Genomic DNA, 18,546 nt, shown 5'->3' on the forward strand with positions numbered 1-18,546 from the left:
GTCTTTGTAATAGAATAAGCGTAGGGAAAGGAAAATTAAAAATGAAAGCGGTAACGAAAATGATTGCAAATCGCGAAAAAAATATCATTCAGTTTCTAATGAAGACAGGTCAAACACGTGTTGGAACTATCGCGAATCATCTTGGACTTTCAGAAAAAACTGTCTCAAATTCACTCAAGGAAATCGATGTTTTTCTAAAGGATTTTGATATGACAGTTGTCCGTAAACCAAAAATCGGTGTGTATATTGAGGGCGATAACAAGGCTTTTGCCGAAGTTAGCCGATTCCTAGATAACCAAGTCAGCCAAATCCCATCAACTAAAGAAGAGCGGGTTATCTACATTTTCAGTAAGTTGCTTAAAGCAGACGATTATATCACAATTCATCAACTGGCCGACGAACTTTATATAAGCCGGAGCACGATTGAGAAAAACATGGTTGAAGTTACGAAAATGCTGGAAAAAGAAGGTATTACTTTGTATAAGAAACCTAGTAAGGGCATGAAACTCCTTATTAGTGAACGAGAAAAGCGCGCCTTAACATCGAAATTTATTAATAATTTTTGGGGCAATAATTGGTATTTGAAGCAAGAAGGCGAAAAGGTCCTCCAAGCTTTTGACACGATTAAAGCCGATGTCACCGGAATTTTTCCAGAAGAGGGCTTGAAAGAAATCATTGCGATTGTTCAAGAATTTAGTGAGCGACATGATTTTGCTTTTACCGATTATGCGTTTCAATCGATTGTCATTCACCTTGCGATTGCTGTAGAGCGTATTCGAGCAGGAGAGTATATCGAAAATGTTGAGAGCGACCCAATGAAAGATGTATTTGATTCGCAGCGAAACAATACGGAAATCCTCGTTAGCATGCTAGAAGATCGTTTGGATATTAAAATTCCAGCATTTGAAGTTGGCTATATTCAGTTGCATTTAACAGCAGCATATAACCAACAGCATGATGAACTGCTTGTAAGTGTTCGACCACAAGAAGACGATGTGGCAGAATTTGTCAGCACGTGTTTAGTGGAAGGGAATTACGATAAGAGCTTACTTGATGACTTGACGACGCATATGAAATCCGCCATTAACCGCTTAAAACTTGGTATGCATTTTAAAAACCCGTACCTTAGCAAAATTAAGCAAAACTTTCCCCAAGCGTTTGAAGAAGCGCTATATTTTAAAGCTAAATTTGAACAAAAGTACGATGTGCAAGTGAACGAAGATGAAACGGCATATATCGCACTACATTTTGAAGCATACAAAGAAAGAAGTCGTTCTTTCCCCGACCAAATTCGAGTTGTACTTGTATGCAGTACCGGGCTTGGTTCATCAAGATTACTTGCGGCGAGAATTAAAAAATATTTTCCAATGATTATGATTGAAAAAATATTATCCGTTCAGGCGTTAATGGAAACCGAAGTCGATGTAGATTTAGTCATCAGCACGATTTATCTCGAACTGGAAGATATTCCAAGTATTGTTGTCAGTCCAATGATGAGTAAAGCCGATTTACAACAGGTTGAAAGCCAAATCGAACGAACGAGACGTAAGAAAAAGAAACGCAGCCAACCATTTATTGACTTGATTGAACCGAAAACTATTTTTGCAAAGCTAGATGTTGCAACGATGGAAGACGCAATCGCGCAAATTGGTGATAAGCTTGTGGATCTTGGTATTGCTAAATCAGGGATTGTTGAAAGTGCGCTAAAAAGAGAAGCGTTATCGTTCACTTCTTTTGAAGAAATGGCGACACCGCACGCAGATCCTGCACTTATTAATGAATCGCACATCGCTATTGCTACACTTAAAAAACCAGTGAAATGGGGCTTAGTCGAGGTTGATAAAATCTTTTTTATCGCTCTGACAGAACAAAATGGTATTAATTTAGATGCGATGTATGAACAATTTTATAAATATATTGATAATAAAAAATGGCTTGAGAAGCTGACACAACTAAAAAGTGCCGCAGAAATTTATGAGCATTTGTTAAAGGATGGGATGTAATGGAAGTAAAAGATATTTTAACAAAAGAATTAGTCGTCTTTGATTTAGAGGCGACGACCAAAGAAGCAGCAATTGAAGAAATGGCAGAAATGCTAGATGAACGTGATATTTTAGCGGATAAAGCGACTTATGTCCGAGCAGTTTTGGATCGTGAAGCACATTCAACTACTGGAATAGGTAATAACATTGCTATCCCACACGGAAAAAGTGAAAGTGTCACAAAATCGGCCATTGTTTTTGCAAGAACGAAAGAAATGATTGAATGGGAATCACTGGATGACGAACCGGTAAACATGATTTTCTTACTAGCGATTACTGATTCCGACAAAACAGACGGACATTTGAAAATCCTTGCTGAAATTGCGACGAAACTAATGGACGATGATATTGTCGAAAGTTTAAAAAATACACGAGATAAAGAAGAAGTTATTCGAATTTTAAATGGAGGCGTAGTAGAGATATGAAACGTAAAATTATTGCAGTAACCGCATGTGCGACAGGAGTGGCGCACACATATATGGCAGCACAAGCACTTAAAAAAGGCGCGAAAAAAATGGGTAACCTTATTAAAGTAGAAACACAAGGCGCAACAGGAATTGAAAATGAATTAACCGAAAAAGATGTAAATATTGGCGAAGTAGTTATTTTCGCAGTGGATACAAAAGTGCGTAACAAAGAACGTTTTGACGGTAAAGTCGTGCTGGAAGTTCCAGTAAGCGCACCAATTAAAGATGTGGAAAAAGTAATCAACGCAGCTCTTGCGTTAATTGACGAAAAATAAGGAGGATCTACCATGTTCAGAAAAATTGGGAGTGAACTGAAAAAACACGTTTTAACAGGTATTTCATATATGATTCCGCTCGTTATTGCAGGCGCCGTTATTATGGCGATTGCGCGGGTTGGTGGTTCGTTTTTCGGAATTACAGATATTTGGGATGCGAAATACGCAGATAGTGCGAATAGCTTAATTTCGCTACTGCATAGTTTAGATGGTTTTGGTGGCTTGGCGCTTGGAATGATGTTCCCGGTTATTGCAGCATTTATCGGGTATTCCATTTCGGACAAATTAGCACTGGCACCTGGTCTTGTTGGTGGTTTACTGGCACGTGATATTGGCGCTGGTTTTCTCGGGGCACTTGCAGCTGGTTTAATCGCTGGTTATACATGTCTTTTAATTAAAAAATATGTGAAATTACCAAAAGCAGCGGCTTCAATTGTACCAGTATTTTTAGTACCAGTTTTTGGCACACTTATTACCGTTCTTATTATTAATTATGTGGTTGGTATTCCTTTTGCTGACTTAAATACAGCGCTTGAAAATTGGCTTAATGGTATGTCTGGATCAAACCAAATTATGATGGCGGCTATTATTGGTGCGATGGTTGGTTTTGACTTAGGCGGACCAGTAAATAAAGCGGCTGTAACAACGGCGATGGCTCTTTTAACAAGTGGAATTTATGCACCAAACACAGCAGCACAAGTAGCAATCATCATCCCACCACTTGGTCTTGGTTTAGCTACATTAATCGCAAAACGTAAATACAATGCAGAAATGCGTGAGGCTGGAAAATCTTCTCTTATCATGGGACTTGTTGGGATTAGTGAAGGGGCAATTCCTTTCGCGGTAGAATCTCCACTGAAAGTTATTCCGGCTACAGTGCTTGGTTCTGCTGTCGGCGGTGCGCTAGCTGTAGGTCTTGGCGCAATTAACCAAGCGCCAATCAGTGGTTTTTATGGCTGGTTCACAGTTGAAAATTGGCCAGTTTATATTTTAGCGATTGCAGTTGGAACGTTAATCGTTGCGGGTATGTCAGTCGCTTTACGTAAATCGAGTGCTGGTGAGGAAATGGCTGGTTCAAGCTACGATGACGAAATTGACGAAGCAGAATGGGAAGCTTAAAAAACGGAGGTAACTATGGTTAAAGCACATATTGTGAACCATACGCATTGGGACCGAGAGTGGTATTTCACCTCGGTCGATGCACTGGTTCTAAGTGAACAACTTTTTACAGAAGTAATTGACGAATTGAAAAAGCACCCAGAAGCAAACTTTGTACTTGATGGGCAGTTGTCGATTTTAGATGATTATGTCGCACTGTATCCGGAAAAATTAGCGGATATTAAACAGCTGATTGCGGATAAACAACTTTTCATTGGACCATGGTTTACACAAACAGATGCCTTTTTCGCGCATGGTGAGTCAATTTTGCGCAATGCGATGATTGGGATTTTTGATAGTAAAAAATACGGCGACTACATGAAAATAGGTTATTTGTCAGATACATTTGGCTTTAATGCTCAAATGCCGACTTTACTTGAGCATGCTGGCTTTGATAATGTGATTTTCTGGCGTGGGATTCATCTTGGTGAACATGTTGCGTCTCCGTATTTTAAATGGCAAGGACTTGGCGAAGAAGCGTCTATCTATGCGATTAACATGCCACAAGGATACGGCACAGGGATGCTTCTGGAACCAACTTCGGCATACGTGGATGGGCGCCTTGATCCAGCGATTGATTTTATCGAAAAATATAGTAAAACGACCGAAGTATTAATTCCATCTGGAAACGATCAGCTGAATATTATTAGCAATTTTGCCGAGAAATTAGCAGAAATCAACAAGATGGGACGCCATGATTATCAACTTAGCACCTATCAAGATTTTATTCAATATGTAAAAGAGTTACCAGATTTAGAAGAATATCGCGGCGAATTCAGAAGTCCGGTGCTTGCGCGAGTGCATAAAACCATTGGCTCCAGCCGAATGAATATTAAGCTAAAAAGCGCGTCACTCGAGCAAAAACTGCTAACACGTATTGAGCCACTTCTTGTTATTGCTAAAGCATCTGGAATTGCCATTAGCGAACGGTTACTAATGCATACGTGGAAGAAACTCCTAGAAGGTCAAGCGCACGATAGCTTGGCGGGCTGCGTTTCTGATCCAGTTGCCGAAGATATTTTGCACCGGATGAAAGAAGCTGACGAACTATGCGATAGTATTGAAAACACGATTGTGAAAAAAATTGCTGATGATTTGTCACTTGCCGCGAACGAAATTATCATTTTTAATACGGATTTACATGATTTTGACGGATATAAAGAAATACAAGTAGTAACTGAGCATAAAAACATCCATTTCCCAGCGTTTCCGGACGCAACGATTGTCCAAGAAGAGTTCATTCCATCGCGCGAAAATGTGCTAGAAGAAACACCAGCCGGAAACCGGTTTATTGAAGAACCTGGCTACTATGTGCTTCAAGTGCGCGTCAAAGTGGAGCTTCCAGGCCTTGGTTACCGCGTGATTGCTTTTGAGGAGAATGACCGCGAACTGGATTCGATGATTGCTTCCAATGATGTGGCAATCACGAATGATTTCTACAAAATCACTTTTGAAAATGGCGAAATTGTTCTTGAAAAACCAAACGGCGAACGCCTGACTTCTTTCATTACGCTAGAGGATGACGTGAATGCAGGTGATACGTATGATTATTCACCACTAGCTGGGGATGTTGCAGAGCTGTTCACTTTTTCCACAGCAAATACAGAGAAATCGAGTGAAGTCGAACGTTTAATTTTAACAGGAAAAAGCGATTTCCCGCTTGATCGTTTGACGAAAGAAGGGCACGGCGACCTGCAAATCAAACTCATTTTAGAGGTGAAAAAAGGTAGCGAACTGCTGGATGTTAAAGTTGAAGTAGATAACCAAATTAAAAATCACCGTCTACGCTTAAAAGTAAACACAGGTGTGAAAACAGACTACAATATCGCCTCACTTCCATTCGGATATATCGAGAGAAAACCAGTTGTACCAGCGAATTGGCAAGAAACATATAGCGAAATGCCAATCGACATCGAACCACTGGAACAAAGCGTGACGCTAACAAATGAAGCAGAAAGTTGTACCATTTTCACACAGGGCGTTAAAGAATACCAGCAATTGGATCAACATTTAGCGCTGACATTACTCGCAACAACCGGACAACTCGGAAAACCTGACTTAGCTTACCGTCCAGGCCGAGCATCAGGCGACACAACGAAAAAAGGTCACGTGCTCATCGAAACAGAAGGTGCGCAGTTACTTGGTAAACATGAATTCACACTAGCCATCTATCTTGGCGACGGAGCTTTCGATGAACATAAAACCGCTGAACGAACAAAAGCGTTCAACCAAGCAAACGTATCTTATCAACGCCAACCGTTCAATCACTTTTTACATCGCTTGGATAATAAAATCCAGAAAACAGAACGGAAATTAGGCGCGAAGCAAACATTAGGTATGTTGAATTTACCGAAAGAATACTTAGTTTCAGCGTGTCACCCGTCCTACTACACAGCAGATAAATACATCATCCGCTTGGAAAACCCAACTAACACACCACAAAAGTTGGTATTACCGGATGTGTCATTTGAGTATGTGAATGCTATCGAAGAAGTTGTCGCGAATGACAACAACACGATTCCAGCATACGGGGCTGTTACGTTGCGATTAGACTTATAAAAAGAAAACTTGCTCAAAGCATTTATTTTGAGCAAGTTTTTTGTATTAATCGTAAAAATTCCTTCGAAGCACTGGAGAAAGTTTGATTCTTTTTCCATACAATACTAATACCAGCAGTTAGAGGCGGCGAAAAAGGGATAAACTTTAAGTTAGTATTTTCCGTATTGATAATACCGTCAATGCAAAGAATACTTGCGATGTTCTCCTTAGCGAGCAAAGAAGCGTTATACAGTAAATTATATCTCCCAATAACATTCAATTGTTCAAAATGCCCTCCAAGCCAACTAGCTAGCTGATTATCAATGAACGACTGGTTTGAAACGACAATCGGATTAGCATCAATATCACTAGGAGTTACAACCACTTTTTCCGCTAAAGGATGTTTTGTATTGACTAAAATCCCCCAAGTATCTTCTATAGTAAGTGGTAAATATTCATATTGTAGTTTTTCCGCAGGATTAATTACCAACCCAAAATCCAGTAATCCGTGCTCAATTTTTTCTAAAACATCATCCGCATTGCCGCTATGCAATTGAAAAGTAATGTCGGGATGTTTCTCTCTCAGTTCATGTAACACGCTGCCGATAAATTCAAATCCTCTTGTTTCAGCAGCACCAATCATTATTTTTCCACTAATCGTCTCATTTTGCAGCAAATTCGAAGTAGTCAACTCCACTAAAGACAAAATTTCTTTTCCACGATTCGCTAAATAAAGCCCATCCTCCGTCAACGTAATAGACCTATTTCCACGAATAAATAAAGTTACCCCTAGTTCTTCCTCAAGTTCCTTCAATTGTTTAGAAAGCGTTGGCTGAGAAAGATGAAGTACTTCCGCCGCTCTACTAATCGTTTTTTCACGTGCAACAGTTAAAAAATAATTCAACACACGAAGCTCCATTAAAACCACCCTTTCCCATAACTAAAATGAATAGTTGGATATGCTTTATAAGTATTATTCAATTATAACTTCTCCCGCTATAATTAAATAGTAAAAGGTTTTCGAGGGGGAAAGCGCATGATAGAACAAGATTTACAGAAAAGACTAGTCGAACAAGAAATTCTCCAAGGGTCGGATTTGTTAGATGAAATTCACGAAGTAAAACAAAACAATGAACAACTTATCATCGAACTAAACACCAAGTACCACACAAAAAAAGAAGTGACTAAATATCTCAGTGACATCACCGGAAAACCAGTCGATCCGTCAGTCGATGTCTCACTTCCTTTTTACAGCGACTTCGGGAAACACATTACTTTTGGGAAAAATATCTTTATCAATTTAAATGTAACTTTCGTGGATTTGGGTGGGATTACGATTGAAGATAATGTCTTAATTGGTCCGGGAGCAAGACTTGTGACCGTCAACCATTTAGTCAGCCCTAAAAAGAGACGTGGACTGCGGGTAGCACCGATTTGTGTGAAGAAAAACGCCTGGATTGGTGCAAACGCAACGATATTGTCAGGTGTAACAATCGGCGAAAATGCCATCGTTGCTGCGGATGCTACCGTCACAAAAGACGTCCCAGCAAACGTCATCGTCGCCGGAAGCCCAGCCAAACAAATCCGTAAAATTATCGAGGAATAAGGAGAGATAGCAAATGACAATCAAAAATAAAGTAATTATTATAACCGGAGCATCATCCGGAATTGGTGAAGCAACAGCCATACTTTTAGCCGAAAAAGGGGCGAAGTTAGTTCTTGCTGCTCGTCGCGTGGAAAAACTGGAAAAAATTGTCCAAACCATTAAAGCGAGTTCAGGTGAAGCAATTTTTGCCAAAACGGATGTAACAAAACGCGAAGATAATAAGAAATTAGTTGAATTAGCGATTGAAAGATACGGAAAAGTAGATGCAATCTTTTTAAATGCGGGAATCATGCCAAACTCGCCATTATCCGCTTTAAAAGAAGACGAATGGGAGCAAATGATTGATATTAATATTAAAGGCGTACTGAATGGAATTGCGGCTGTTCTACCTTCTTTCATCGCCCAAAAATCAGGTCATATCATCGCTACTTCATCTGTTGCAGGATTAAAAGCATATCCCGGCGGTGCGGTTTATGGTGCGACTAAATGGGCAGTCCGCGATTTAATGGAAGTATTACGAATGGAGTCAGCCCAAGAAGGCACCAATATCCGCACAGCGACCATTTATCCAGCAGCTATCAATACGGAATTACTAGAAACAATCACGGATAAAGAAACCGAACAAGGAATGACGAACCTCTACAAACAATATGGCGTCACACCAGACCGAATCGCCAGCATCGTCGCCTATGCCATTGACCAACCCGAAGACATCAACGTAAACGAATTCACAGTCGGACCAACGACCCAGCCATGGTAAATAGAAAAGCCTTGAACTGATTGATTATTCGTTCAAGGCTTTTTTTGGTATTGCAGGAGCTGGTTAAACATGGTATCTTAAATTGAAAGCGCTTAAAAAGGAGATGACCCAATGAACCGTAAACAATTAGAACAATTAGACCAAAAGTGCCTTTATGAAGTATATGATGACGAGCAAGAAACAAATGATTTTCGTGTGGGATATATCAGAGCTATTTTTGATTCGTTCATTATATTGGAAAAATACCATACTAGAGTGGGATTTGATGGTTTTGCACTCGTAGCAAATGAAGCTATTTTTAAAGTTCAACAAGATACTCAATATCTGAAGCCATATCAAAATTTAAACCGCCCCCAGGAACAAATACCTGAATTAAGTGAGGACGGCGACACACTATTGAATTTTCTTGAATGGACGAAAAAGAACAACAAATTAGTGGAAATAATGACTGTCTGGGATGAGCTAATTATCGGGACAATAGAAACGATTGAAGAGAATTTAGTGATGCTTAATACCGTTGCACCAGAAGAATTTCAATCTGACGGGAAATGCTTTATAGAATGCGACAATATTGTTGATATTTGTATTGATACAGCGCGACTGAAATTTATTACTACTTAACGTTAATTATAATTAAGAAAATTAATAATTCAAATAAAAAGTAAAAAAATTACAATTCTGTTCACCAAAAAAGAAAAATACATGCTATAATAATTTTGTAATATTAAGAAAAGGACCAGTTTTATTTCAATTAAAACTGGTCCTTTTCTAGAAAGAGAGGGCAGTGAGGTAGATAACGGGAGATAGAAAAAGAAATAAAAGGTAAGGCATCGACATCGAATGAAATTACATTAAAAGAGGGAGAGCTTGACACATGAAAATACATGCAAAAGCAAAAAATGTACTAGTGAGCTTGATAGCATTTATGTTATTCTTTTCACTATTGCCTGGTTATGCACCATTAGCGGAAGATTCACCTGTAGGAGTGGATGCGCCAGACAAGAAAGCGGGAGAACAAGCACCAACAGAAGTTAAAGAAGAACGAACAGAAAATGAAGTGGTTTTTGATAACCACGACGGGAGCTTTACAAAACAAATCTTTGCGGATCCTATCAATATGGAAGTTGACGGGGATATGAAGCGCATCGATGCGAATGTGGAGAAAGAAGCAGATTCTGACATGATTGTTCCAAAACAAACCCCATTAGAATTAGGCTTCTTAGAAAAAATGGAAGACGGGGCATATCAGAAACTAACAAAAGCTGGCGCAGAAGTTACTTTTCGCTTAAAAGGAGCACGTACAGGCGAGAATGAACAAGCAGTAACAGACCAACCAGCGACCTACAAAGAAAATGAAGTTACTTATGAAAACGTATTTCCTAAAACAGATCTAAGGCATTTAACTTTTCCACAATCAGTTAAAGAAGACTTAGTACTACAGGAACCAAATCAAGTAGATACGTATGTTTATCAAATTGAAACAAAACTAGATTTAGAACTAGCGGAGAATGGCGATGTGCTATTCAAAAATAAATCCGACGAAACAATGTATACGCTTCCAAAACCAGTCATGACAGATTCCAATGTCGGCACTGAAACCGGGGAAGCGGCACAATCCGAAAATGTTTCCTTTAAAGTGAAACAACTGACCAAAACAGTGTATGAACTACAACTAAAAGTAGATACAGAATGGCTAAATGATGACGCTCGCGAGTACCCTGTCTATATTGATCCATCTGTTCGTTTAGATAAAATTTATAATGCCAATATTAATTCGGCTAAACCAACCGAAACAAATATTGGTAGTAAGCTATGGGATTCTGGTCAAAATGCTTATACGTTAAAACTCGGTAAATGGGACAATTCAACAGGAAATAATGCCGCTTTTTTAAAAATGGATACATCTACTTTAAATAAAGCGACTATTTCTAAAGCAACATTGAAAGTCTATAACATTTGGCATATGTCCCCAACGGTTAAAAATGATCTTTGGTATTACGAGGCAAATGCAAAATGGTCTCCGTGGCAAGTGACTTGGAATACAGTGCCACCTGTAACGAGATTAGGGAGTGTTAACGTTGGTCGTGGTGAGTGGGCGAACTTAGACGTAACCAAAACTGTCCAAGCATGGGCAAGTGGCTCACGAGTGAACAACGGTTTTCGCTTAGGTACTAACATTAACAAAAACTATTGGAAAAAAGTTGTAGCAAGTGAAAACAATAAAAATTATCCCTATTTGGAAGTGAATTATACGTACGCACAACCAGAAAAACCAACCGTGAAAACAAGTTCAAACGGTGTTGGAACTGGAACAGGATACATGGATTTATCTTGGAAAGCGGTTCCTGGTGCGACTAGTTATAATATTGTTATTTCTAATGGATATAAATACGAATATTTTAATACAAAAAGTACAGCAACCACTTGGAGTACCAAAGGAAAGAAAATTTTCCCAACAAATGACGAAATTGCTAAAGGAGAATTTGAATTCCATCATGATGGCAAAGGAACCGACTTCGCTCTTGATCCGCGAGCGCAATATGAAAATGCCTTTCAAGCCGGAAGTACTTTTGGACTTCGTAATTTAACACGCTATTTATTCAGAGTACAAGCCGTTTTCCCGGGTGGAGAAAGTCCGAATTCCGACTTAGTATTCGCCTACATGCCAATCGAGAAACCACAAGCTCCTGTTGCAAAAGCGTATTCTAACTTGGCACATAAAGAAACAGGATACGTGGAACTTAACTGGGAAAAGAGCCCAATGGCAGATGGGTATAAAGTACTTGTCTTTAATGGGAAAGCCTACGAAGAATACGATGTCGGCGCAGAAACAAAGTGGACGACACAAAACAAAGGTATTTGGCCAACCAAAGAAGAAATTGCTGAAGGGAAATACGCTCTACACCATGACGGAAAAGGCGCAGAACTCGCAAAAGACCCTTCCCCAGTGTATACCAATTCTGGCGGAAATTATAAAGAGCGCACAAACTACTGGTTCCGCGTTATCGCTTATCAAAAAGCAGGAAATAACACAACTAGCGTGCAATCAGAACCAGCCACACCATCTATTCCAGAGGCACTCAATAAACAACTAGGAATGGTTGATTACTGGACAAGTGTGCCAGTTCGTGGCGGCGAAGTGAATGCTACAAACGGAAACTTTTTATTCCATGAAACAGATTTCAACTTAGAAGGGCGCGGTCCAAGCATTAATGTTAACCGTACATTTAATAGCCAAGATGATGCAACTGGCATTTTCGGTAAAGGCTGGACAAGTACGCTCGAAGAAAAACTCGTAGAAGAAGAAAACGGTAATATCGTTTGGGTGGAATCGGACAAGAAAATCCATCGTTTCACAAAAAAAGGCGATAAATACGAAGCTCCACCAGGCATTTACTCCGAGATTACTAAAAACGCAGATGGCTATTTGAAAATAGAAGAAGATAAGTCAGAAACACGCTTTTTAGTTGATGGACGATTAAAATCCGAAAAAGACACAAAAGGTAACGAATTAACATACGAATATACTGACGGCAAACTCACAAGCTTGCGCGACGCTTCCGGACGTACCGTTACTCTCACGTATGAAGGCGAGCTCGTAAAAGAACTTGTCGGACCAGAAGACCGTAAAATCAGCTACACGTATAATGACAAACAGGAGCTAATCAGTTCATCCACAGCCCGCGGAAAATTATATCGCTACGGCTACACAGATGGCTTATTAACCTCGATTTACGATCCAAAACATACAGAAGAAAAACCATACGAAACAACTTTTGCCTATGAAGAAGAAAAATTAACAGAAATAACCGATCCAGTCGGCAAAAAAACAACACTTTCTTATGACAAAGCAGAACAACAAACTACTTTAACAAACGAGAAAAAGAAGAAAACCATTTATTCCTACAATGATGCTGGAAATCCAAAGAAAGAAATTGTAGATGCAGATGGTCTCAAACTCACAACGACCTACACGTATGAATCAAATAACTTAGTAAAAGAAGTGAATCCTAAGGGACAAGAAGAAACGTACGCTTACGATGCAGATGGTAATATTACGAAAGCGACAGATGCATACGGAACAGAATCATACACTTACAATGATAATAACGATGTAACGAGCTCAACCGATACAGAAGGACGAAAAACAACCGTTACTTATGACGGAGCAGATGCGGTATCAGAAACACTTGCGACAGAATCCCAAGTATCCTCTGTAACACAGTATGATGCCTATGGAAACCCAATTCGCGGTAGTGGCGAACTTTCTTCCGGCGGTAACTTACTTCAAAACAGCGGCTTTGAAAAAGGAGCAGGAGTTTCCAACTGGACACTGATTCAATCTGATGCAAAAGGAAGCATGACATTCGATAACACACAGTCAGCTCCAGGAGCACTTGGCGGCAGCGGTTCCGTTAAACTAACGAGTGAAGCAAATTCTACCGTAAAAGGCTATTCATCCGTTACCCAACGCGTCGATGTAGAACCAGAAACCACGTATACATTTAGCGCCTGGATTAAAACATCCGGAATGACAAACGCCGATGCACTTCTCATTGGCCGTTTACAAGATGCGAATGCAAAAGACGTTACCGATGCCGGCGTATGGCAATCCAACCGCGCCACATCGATCAAAAAGAACGGCGACTGGGTAAAACGCCAACTAACCTTTAAAACATCTAAAAACACGCGCCAAGTCTTGCTTTATTTGGACAACGAACAACCAGCTCCACATAAAGGAAAAGGAACGATTTGGTACGATAATGTTCAATTTGAAAAAGGCAGTGTTGCTTCCAGTTACAACCCAGTAGTCAATAACAGCTTTGAAAATCATAATGGAACACTTCCGACTGGCTGGATGCGTACAGGCAATACCGCGCTGACACAAGCAAAAGTAGTCGATAATCAAAGCCACAGCGGTGATAGCGCCGTTTACTTCGAGCGAAAAGCAACAAGTGAAGCTTACACGCATATTGTCCAAGATGTACCCGTAAATCAAAAAGAAGCCAAAGCATTAACAATTTCCGCACTATCCAAATCAGAAGACGCCAAAGCAAACGGTTCTGTTGCAACGATGTCGAACGATTATTCGGTATGGGGCACAGTATATTATCAAGATGGCACAACTTCTTCTGTACAAGGTCAATTCCCACTCGGAACGAACGACTGGAACCGAAGTGCTGTAGTTGTTAAACCGACCAAGCCAGTCAAAATGATTAAAGTTTACACCATGTTCCGCAATGGTTTAACCGGAAAAGCTTGGTTTGACGATGTACGTGTCATAGAAGGCGAAGTATTAACAAAAAATGAATATGACGCTTCCGGAAACTATGTAACAGCTAGCTATGACGAAGAAGGCCGCAAAATCAGCTTCACTTACGATATTTACGGCAATAAAACATCCGAAACAGACGAAAAAGGCAACAAAAAAACTTTAACTTATGATGCAGACAACGCACTTATAGACACCAAACTAGCGAACGGCACATCCGTAGCCTATAAGTACGACGACAATGGCAACACCACCGAAAAAAATGTCACTGCATCTGGCAAAACGCAAAAAAACATCTATGAATATGACGTAGATAACAAAATTACCGCATTTACCGACGCACTCAATCGCACAATCAAGTACGAATACGATGCAGCCGGTAATGAAACAAAAGCAATCATGCCAAATGGTCGCGTAACCGAAAGCACATACGATTCCGCTGACCGCATGGACGGGATTAAATGGAATGATAAACTAGCATTTAAATTCCAATACGATCCAAACGGCAACCAAACAAAAGTAACCGACGAAATTAACAGCATCGTAACCGACAAAACCTACGACGATGCCAACCGAATCACCAAAGTAGCCGAACGAGGTGGCGACGTAAGCTACACTTACAAAGACAAACCAACAAAAGACAACAAAGGGAAAACAGACAAAGTCGGCGAAGTAGCCATTAACCACGGCGACTACACAGCAAAAACAAGCTACACATACAACGACTTAGACCGGAATACCCGCGTAAACGACGGAAGCAAAAACGCCTATTTCGAGTTTGACGAATTTGGAAACATCAACGTCTACACAGCAGGAAACGGCACCGCAGCCAACTACACCTACGATAGTACCCAAAAAGTCACCAACGCAGCTATTAGTAGCGCAAGCGGCACCCAAATTTTAGACGAAAACTACACCTATGACGCAGCAAGCAACCGTACAAGCATCGACAACAAACAAGACGGAAAAACAACCTACGAATACGATGCAGTCAACCAACTAACCAAGGAAACACTACCAGACGGCACCGTAAAAGCATACACATACGATGGCTTCGGAAACCGCACACAAGTAGCAATCAGCGGAAGCGAGACAAAAACAATTGCCGCAAGTTATAATGATGGTAATCAACTGGTTTCGTGGAACGGAGAAGCGCTGACGTATGACGCCAATGGTAACCGTACAAGCGATGGCAAGTACACGTATACATGGGATACCGGCGACCGTTTAAGCAGCATCACGAAAAAAGGTGAGAGCGAGCCGTTTACGAGTTATACGTACGATGATGATAACCGCCGCTTGTCGAAAACAGTCGATGGCGTGACGACGAATTATCATTATGATGGCGATAGTATTGATGTTCTGTATGAAACTGATGGTGATGGAAAAGTAGTTCGTCAGTATGTTTATTCGGATGATAATGTTCGTTTAGCGATGAAGATGAATGGCAAAACCCTCTATTATCACTATAATGCGCATGGCGACGTAATTGCACTCACAGATGAAGCAGGTAAAATTGTCGCGGAATATGCTTATGATGCTTGGGGAAATGTGCTGAAAAACACTGCCTCTACAGAAGAAGCCAAAGCGAATCCTTATGGTTATGCAGGATACATGTATGACAAGGAAATCGAACAATATTACTTGATGGCGCGTTATTACGAACCAGAGCAAGGCGTGTTTACCGCTTACGATCCGTACCCGGGCGATGAAGATGATCCGCAAACGATGAATGGGTATAATTATGCGAATAATAATCCTGTGATGATGTTTGATCCTGATGGTAATGTTGCATGGTGGATTGCGGCAGCAGGTTATGGGGCATTCGAAGGTGGGGCAGAATATTTATTAACAACTAAGAAGAAGAATTGGAAGGGTTTTGGTAAAGCTGTTGTAAAAGGAGCTGTTTTAGGTCTTGGATTTGGTAAATTATACAAAGGTTTTAAGTTTTTAAAATCAACAAAAATTGTAAGAAAAAATTCAAAAAAATTCAAAAAAACAAAGATATATAAAAAATTTAGTAAGAAAAAAAAGGTTGTTAATAAGCCCTCAACTAAACGAAAAAAGGCTAAGAAAAAAAAGAAGAGCCGAAAAAAAGGGCATTAAAGATTGAAAAAGAGAGGAGTTTATTTTATTGTTATTAACAATTTATATAGCCCTAGTGATTATTTGTCTATTAATTTGTCTTAGTTTAGAGTCGAAAAAACAAAAATGGAGTAAAATATTGTTCTGGTTAGTATTTGCTGTAGGGGTTTTTTTTACAATTCGGATAGGGGATTTATTTCTATAAGAAATGAAAATTTAGAAATTATCTTAGTAAACAACGAATCACGCTTATTTGGAATGTAATAAATTAAAAAGTAGAGAGCTTCTCTATTTTGGTGACAAAGTAGAACAAAATTTGATGAACAAACTAAAAATAAACTGAGAATAAGCCTTTCGCTTATGTAAGGAGAACTTATTCCGAAAATGAAAGTTAAGTGGATAGTTATATTGTTAGATGTTCAGAAACAAAAATCCTTGATAAGGAAAAAATAATGCTAGACAAAACTAATAATGTACCACAAATAAAAATATTTAATAATATTTCGAACTAAGCTCGGTTGCTAAAAAATTACACCCAGATTAGGAATGTAAGTAATTGAATAATATTTTTAGTTTAATCGTTTAGCCAAAAAATATAACTATTCTTTTTAAACTCCTAAGGAGGAACCAAAAATGTCCACAAAATTCATGTATGAAAGATTACTAAAATGCCAAGAAGCAAATAAACTAGTAGCCATCTATGCGTCACGCGAAGACGAATATTTCGAGGCGGGCTACATTGAAGCAGTTACAGCGAGTGATGTTATGTTTCGCTCGAGACGTTCGGACGGTTACGAAGAGGGACATGTTGTTCTTCCGTTAGAATTAGTGTACCGAATAGAAATTGACACGGCACATTTAAAAACAGCCGAACTACTCGCAAAACATCTTAATCAACAAATCAGCTCAGGATTATTTGAGAAAGCACCAAACAAAAAGCATTCTCTTTTCGAAATTGCCGCTGATTATGTATACCAAAGTAAAGAGATAATCTTTATTGACATCATAGGCGACGAGACGCCAGTAATTGGAATGATCGCTGAAAATGAATATGAAGGATTAGAAATTACTTTAGTGGATGACGAAGGTCGATTAGATGGAACTTGTTGGATAAAGAAAGAAGATATTCTAGCCCTGCGTTTCGGCGGCAGTGTAGAACAAGATTTGATGAACAAACTAAAAAAATAAACTAAGAATAAGCCCTCCACTTTTACAGGGAGGGCTTATTATAAAAGTAAGAGATGTAAATAATACAAATCAGAAAAATAAACTTTACGGGAGCATATGATTAAATAATAAAAGAAATACTTAACTTGAATTCGAATAATTTAAAAATAAAATGTATCCGCTATAAAACTTACATTTATTACGTTGGTGGTATTGAGGTTCTATATGAAGCGGATAGGAAAGTAGTTCGTCAGTATGTTTATTCGGATGATAATGAAGACGAATGGGAAAACACTATATTTATAATACACATAGTGATGTTAGTACTTTGATGAATGATGCTGGTAAGATTATCGCATAGTATGTGCATAATTCTAAGCTTATGTAGTGATTTTGGGTTGGAAAGAGGTTGGCCTTATGAGCAAATTAACTAGTGATGAAGTCGAATTTAAAATAAAAAAACTTATCGATTTAGAAAAAAATTTACCGAAACAAATATTTTCTAATCCCTCAAAATACAATTTTTATTTTGAAGAACCAGAGGCTATTTATATGGATACGAATGAATTTGTCCATATGATTAAACAAATTGTGGAAATTACACAGGATGAGAAAGCATATATTAGTGAAATTTTGAAAGAAGATAAATTTTTACAAAAGAGCAAAACTATCTTTAATTTAAAGGAAGTAATAGACTTTACACAGGAAGAGGGTAGTATAGTAGAAAATTTGGATTTTGAAAATATAACCGAGACAACGATATTTTTATATTGCTATATGTATTTTCCTTCTGAGCAACTCTTTCTTTTCGTTAATGAATATTCAGACACAGCCCTTTTAGCGATTGATAAAAAACTTGATATTGATATTCCTTGGTATGATGTAGAAACATTTTTGACTGTGGAGAATCTGGGGATGAAAGATAGGCTATACAGGAAGTTCAGGAAGCGTTTAGTTAATAATTATAAAAAACATGAATAAATAAGTCTTTAAAAAATTAATAATTATTTTTAGTAAATCCAATCCTTTAAAAGGATTGGATTTATTTGGCTATCAACAGATTTTTTACGACTCTTTGTAAAGTTAGCTCTAACAAGGTATATCGATTTTTATGATTCTCATTGTTCACTTTTTGTTCACATTGTAGCTTTTTTTACGAATTTTGGATGAAACCGC

General features: G+C 38.9%; 12 protein-coding genes. 11 read left to right on the forward strand and 1 reads right to left on the reverse strand.

Going from position 1 to position 18,546, the window contains the following annotated elements:
- Window positions 1–41 precede the first annotated feature (41 nt).
- From PQQ29_RS02605 to PQQ29_RS02625, 5 genes are read left to right on the forward strand one after another with little or no spacing between them, the layout of a single operon-like run.
- Complete coding sequence (locus tag PQQ29_RS02605) at window positions 42–2,003, forward strand: BglG family transcription antiterminator (RefSeq protein WP_033533430.1); 1,962 nt, start codon at window positions 42–44, stop codon at window positions 2,001–2,003.
- Window positions 2,003–2,467: a PTS sugar transporter subunit IIA gene (locus tag PQQ29_RS02610; protein ID WP_010990416.1), complete on the forward strand. Its 465-nt coding sequence runs from the start codon at window positions 2,003–2,005 to the stop codon at window positions 2,465–2,467. Before PQQ29_RS02605 ends, PQQ29_RS02610 begins: the two co-directional genes overlap by 1 nt.
- Window positions 2,464–2,784, forward strand: a complete 321-nt coding sequence (locus PQQ29_RS02615) for a PTS fructose transporter subunit IIB (RefSeq protein ID WP_187983990.1) — start codon at window positions 2,464–2,466, stop codon at window positions 2,782–2,784. The genes PQQ29_RS02610 and PQQ29_RS02615 overlap by 4 nt, the downstream gene beginning before the upstream one ends.
- Before the next feature lie 12 nt (window positions 2,785–2,796).
- The gene (locus tag PQQ29_RS02620) at window positions 2,797–3,903 is read left to right on the forward strand and encodes a PTS fructose transporter subunit IIC (RefSeq protein WP_003760429.1); all 1,107 of its coding nucleotides are present in this window, start codon (window positions 2,797–2,799) and stop codon (window positions 3,901–3,903) included.
- 15 nt (window positions 3,904–3,918) lie between these two features.
- The gene (locus PQQ29_RS02625; RefSeq protein WP_187983991.1) at window positions 3,919–6,501 is read left to right on the forward strand and encodes an alpha-mannosidase; all 2,583 of its coding nucleotides are present in this window, start codon (window positions 3,919–3,921) and stop codon (window positions 6,499–6,501) included.
- A 22-nt stretch (window positions 6,502–6,523) separates the two neighbouring features.
- On the opposite strand, the gene PQQ29_RS02630 is transcribed toward PQQ29_RS02625, so the two are convergent.
- Complete coding sequence (locus PQQ29_RS02630) at window positions 6,524–7,399, reverse strand: LysR family transcriptional regulator (protein ID WP_010990418.1); 876 nt, start codon at window positions 7,397–7,399, stop codon at window positions 6,524–6,526.
- Window positions 7,400–7,516: 117 nt separating this feature from the next.
- Here PQQ29_RS02630 and PQQ29_RS02635 point away from each other — a divergent pair, with 117 nt between their 5' ends.
- The 6 genes from PQQ29_RS02635 (at window position 7,517) to PQQ29_RS02660 (ending at window position 18,351) form a co-directional block, all read left to right on the forward strand.
- Window positions 7,517–8,086 carry a DapH/DapD/GlmU-related protein gene (locus PQQ29_RS02635; RefSeq protein ID WP_010990419.1) on the forward strand — a complete coding sequence of 190 codons (570 nt, stop codon included), beginning with the start codon at window positions 7,517–7,519 and terminating at the stop codon, window positions 8,084–8,086.
- Between the two features lie 13 nt (window positions 8,087–8,099).
- Window positions 8,100–8,846 carry an SDR family oxidoreductase gene (locus tag PQQ29_RS02640; RefSeq protein ID WP_003760438.1) on the forward strand — a complete coding sequence of 249 codons (747 nt, stop codon included), beginning with the start codon at window positions 8,100–8,102 and terminating at the stop codon, window positions 8,844–8,846.
- Between the two features lie 195 nt (window positions 8,847–9,041).
- On the forward strand, window positions 9,042–9,467 hold the full coding sequence (locus tag PQQ29_RS02645; protein WP_041918420.1) for a hypothetical protein: 426 nt from the start codon (window positions 9,042–9,044) through the stop codon (window positions 9,465–9,467).
- A gap of 253 nt (window positions 9,468–9,720) precedes the next feature.
- Complete coding sequence (locus PQQ29_RS02650; RefSeq protein ID WP_187983992.1) at window positions 9,721–16,224, forward strand: DNRLRE domain-containing protein; 6,504 nt, start codon at window positions 9,721–9,723, stop codon at window positions 16,222–16,224.
- A 612-nt stretch (window positions 16,225–16,836) separates the two neighbouring features.
- Complete coding sequence (locus PQQ29_RS02655) at window positions 16,837–17,391, forward strand: hypothetical protein (RefSeq protein WP_010990422.1); 555 nt, start codon at window positions 16,837–16,839, stop codon at window positions 17,389–17,391.
- 396 nt (window positions 17,392–17,787) lie between these two features.
- A complete protein-coding gene (locus tag PQQ29_RS02660) occupies window positions 17,788–18,351 on the forward strand; it encodes a hypothetical protein (RefSeq protein WP_010990423.1) in 564 nt (187 codons plus the stop codon).
- The last annotated feature ends 195 nt before the right edge of the window (window positions 18,352–18,546 follow it).

This window comes from Listeria innocua (assembly GCF_028596125.1).
Classification (GTDB): Bacteria; Bacillota; Bacilli; order Lactobacillales; family Listeriaceae; genus Listeria; species Listeria innocua.

Excerpts from the sequence above, each read along its gene's own strand:
- PQQ29_RS02625 (WP_187983991.1), top strand. The coding sequence starts at position 3,919 with ATGGTTAAAGCACATATTGTGAACCATACGCATTGGGACCGAGAGTGG.
- PQQ29_RS02655 (WP_010990422.1), top strand. The coding sequence starts at position 16,837 with ATGTCCACAAAATTCATGTATGAAAGATTACTAAAATGCCAAGAAGCA.
- PQQ29_RS02630 (WP_010990418.1), bottom strand. The coding sequence starts at position 7,399 with ATGGAGCTTCGTGTGTTGAATTATTTTTTAACTGTTGCACGTGAAAAA.
- PQQ29_RS02640 (WP_003760438.1), top strand. The coding sequence starts at position 8,100 with ATGACAATCAAAAATAAAGTAATTATTATAACCGGAGCATCATCCGGA.
- PQQ29_RS02615 (WP_187983990.1), top strand. The coding sequence starts at position 2,464 with ATGAAACGTAAAATTATTGCAGTAACCGCATGTGCGACAGGAGTGGCG.
- PQQ29_RS02620 (WP_003760429.1), top strand. The coding sequence starts at position 2,797 with ATGTTCAGAAAAATTGGGAGTGAACTGAAAAAACACGTTTTAACAGGT.
- PQQ29_RS02635 (WP_010990419.1), top strand. The coding sequence starts at position 7,517 with ATGATAGAACAAGATTTACAGAAAAGACTAGTCGAACAAGAAATTCTC.
- PQQ29_RS02650 (WP_187983992.1), top strand. The coding sequence starts at position 9,721 with ATGAAAATACATGCAAAAGCAAAAAATGTACTAGTGAGCTTGATAGCA.
- PQQ29_RS02605 (WP_033533430.1), top strand. The coding sequence starts at position 42 with ATGAAAGCGGTAACGAAAATGATTGCAAATCGCGAAAAAAATATCATT.
- PQQ29_RS02660 (WP_010990423.1), top strand. The coding sequence starts at position 17,788 with ATGAGCAAATTAACTAGTGATGAAGTCGAATTTAAAATAAAAAAACTT.
- PQQ29_RS02610 (WP_010990416.1), top strand. The coding sequence starts at position 2,003 with ATGGAAGTAAAAGATATTTTAACAAAAGAATTAGTCGTCTTTGATTTA.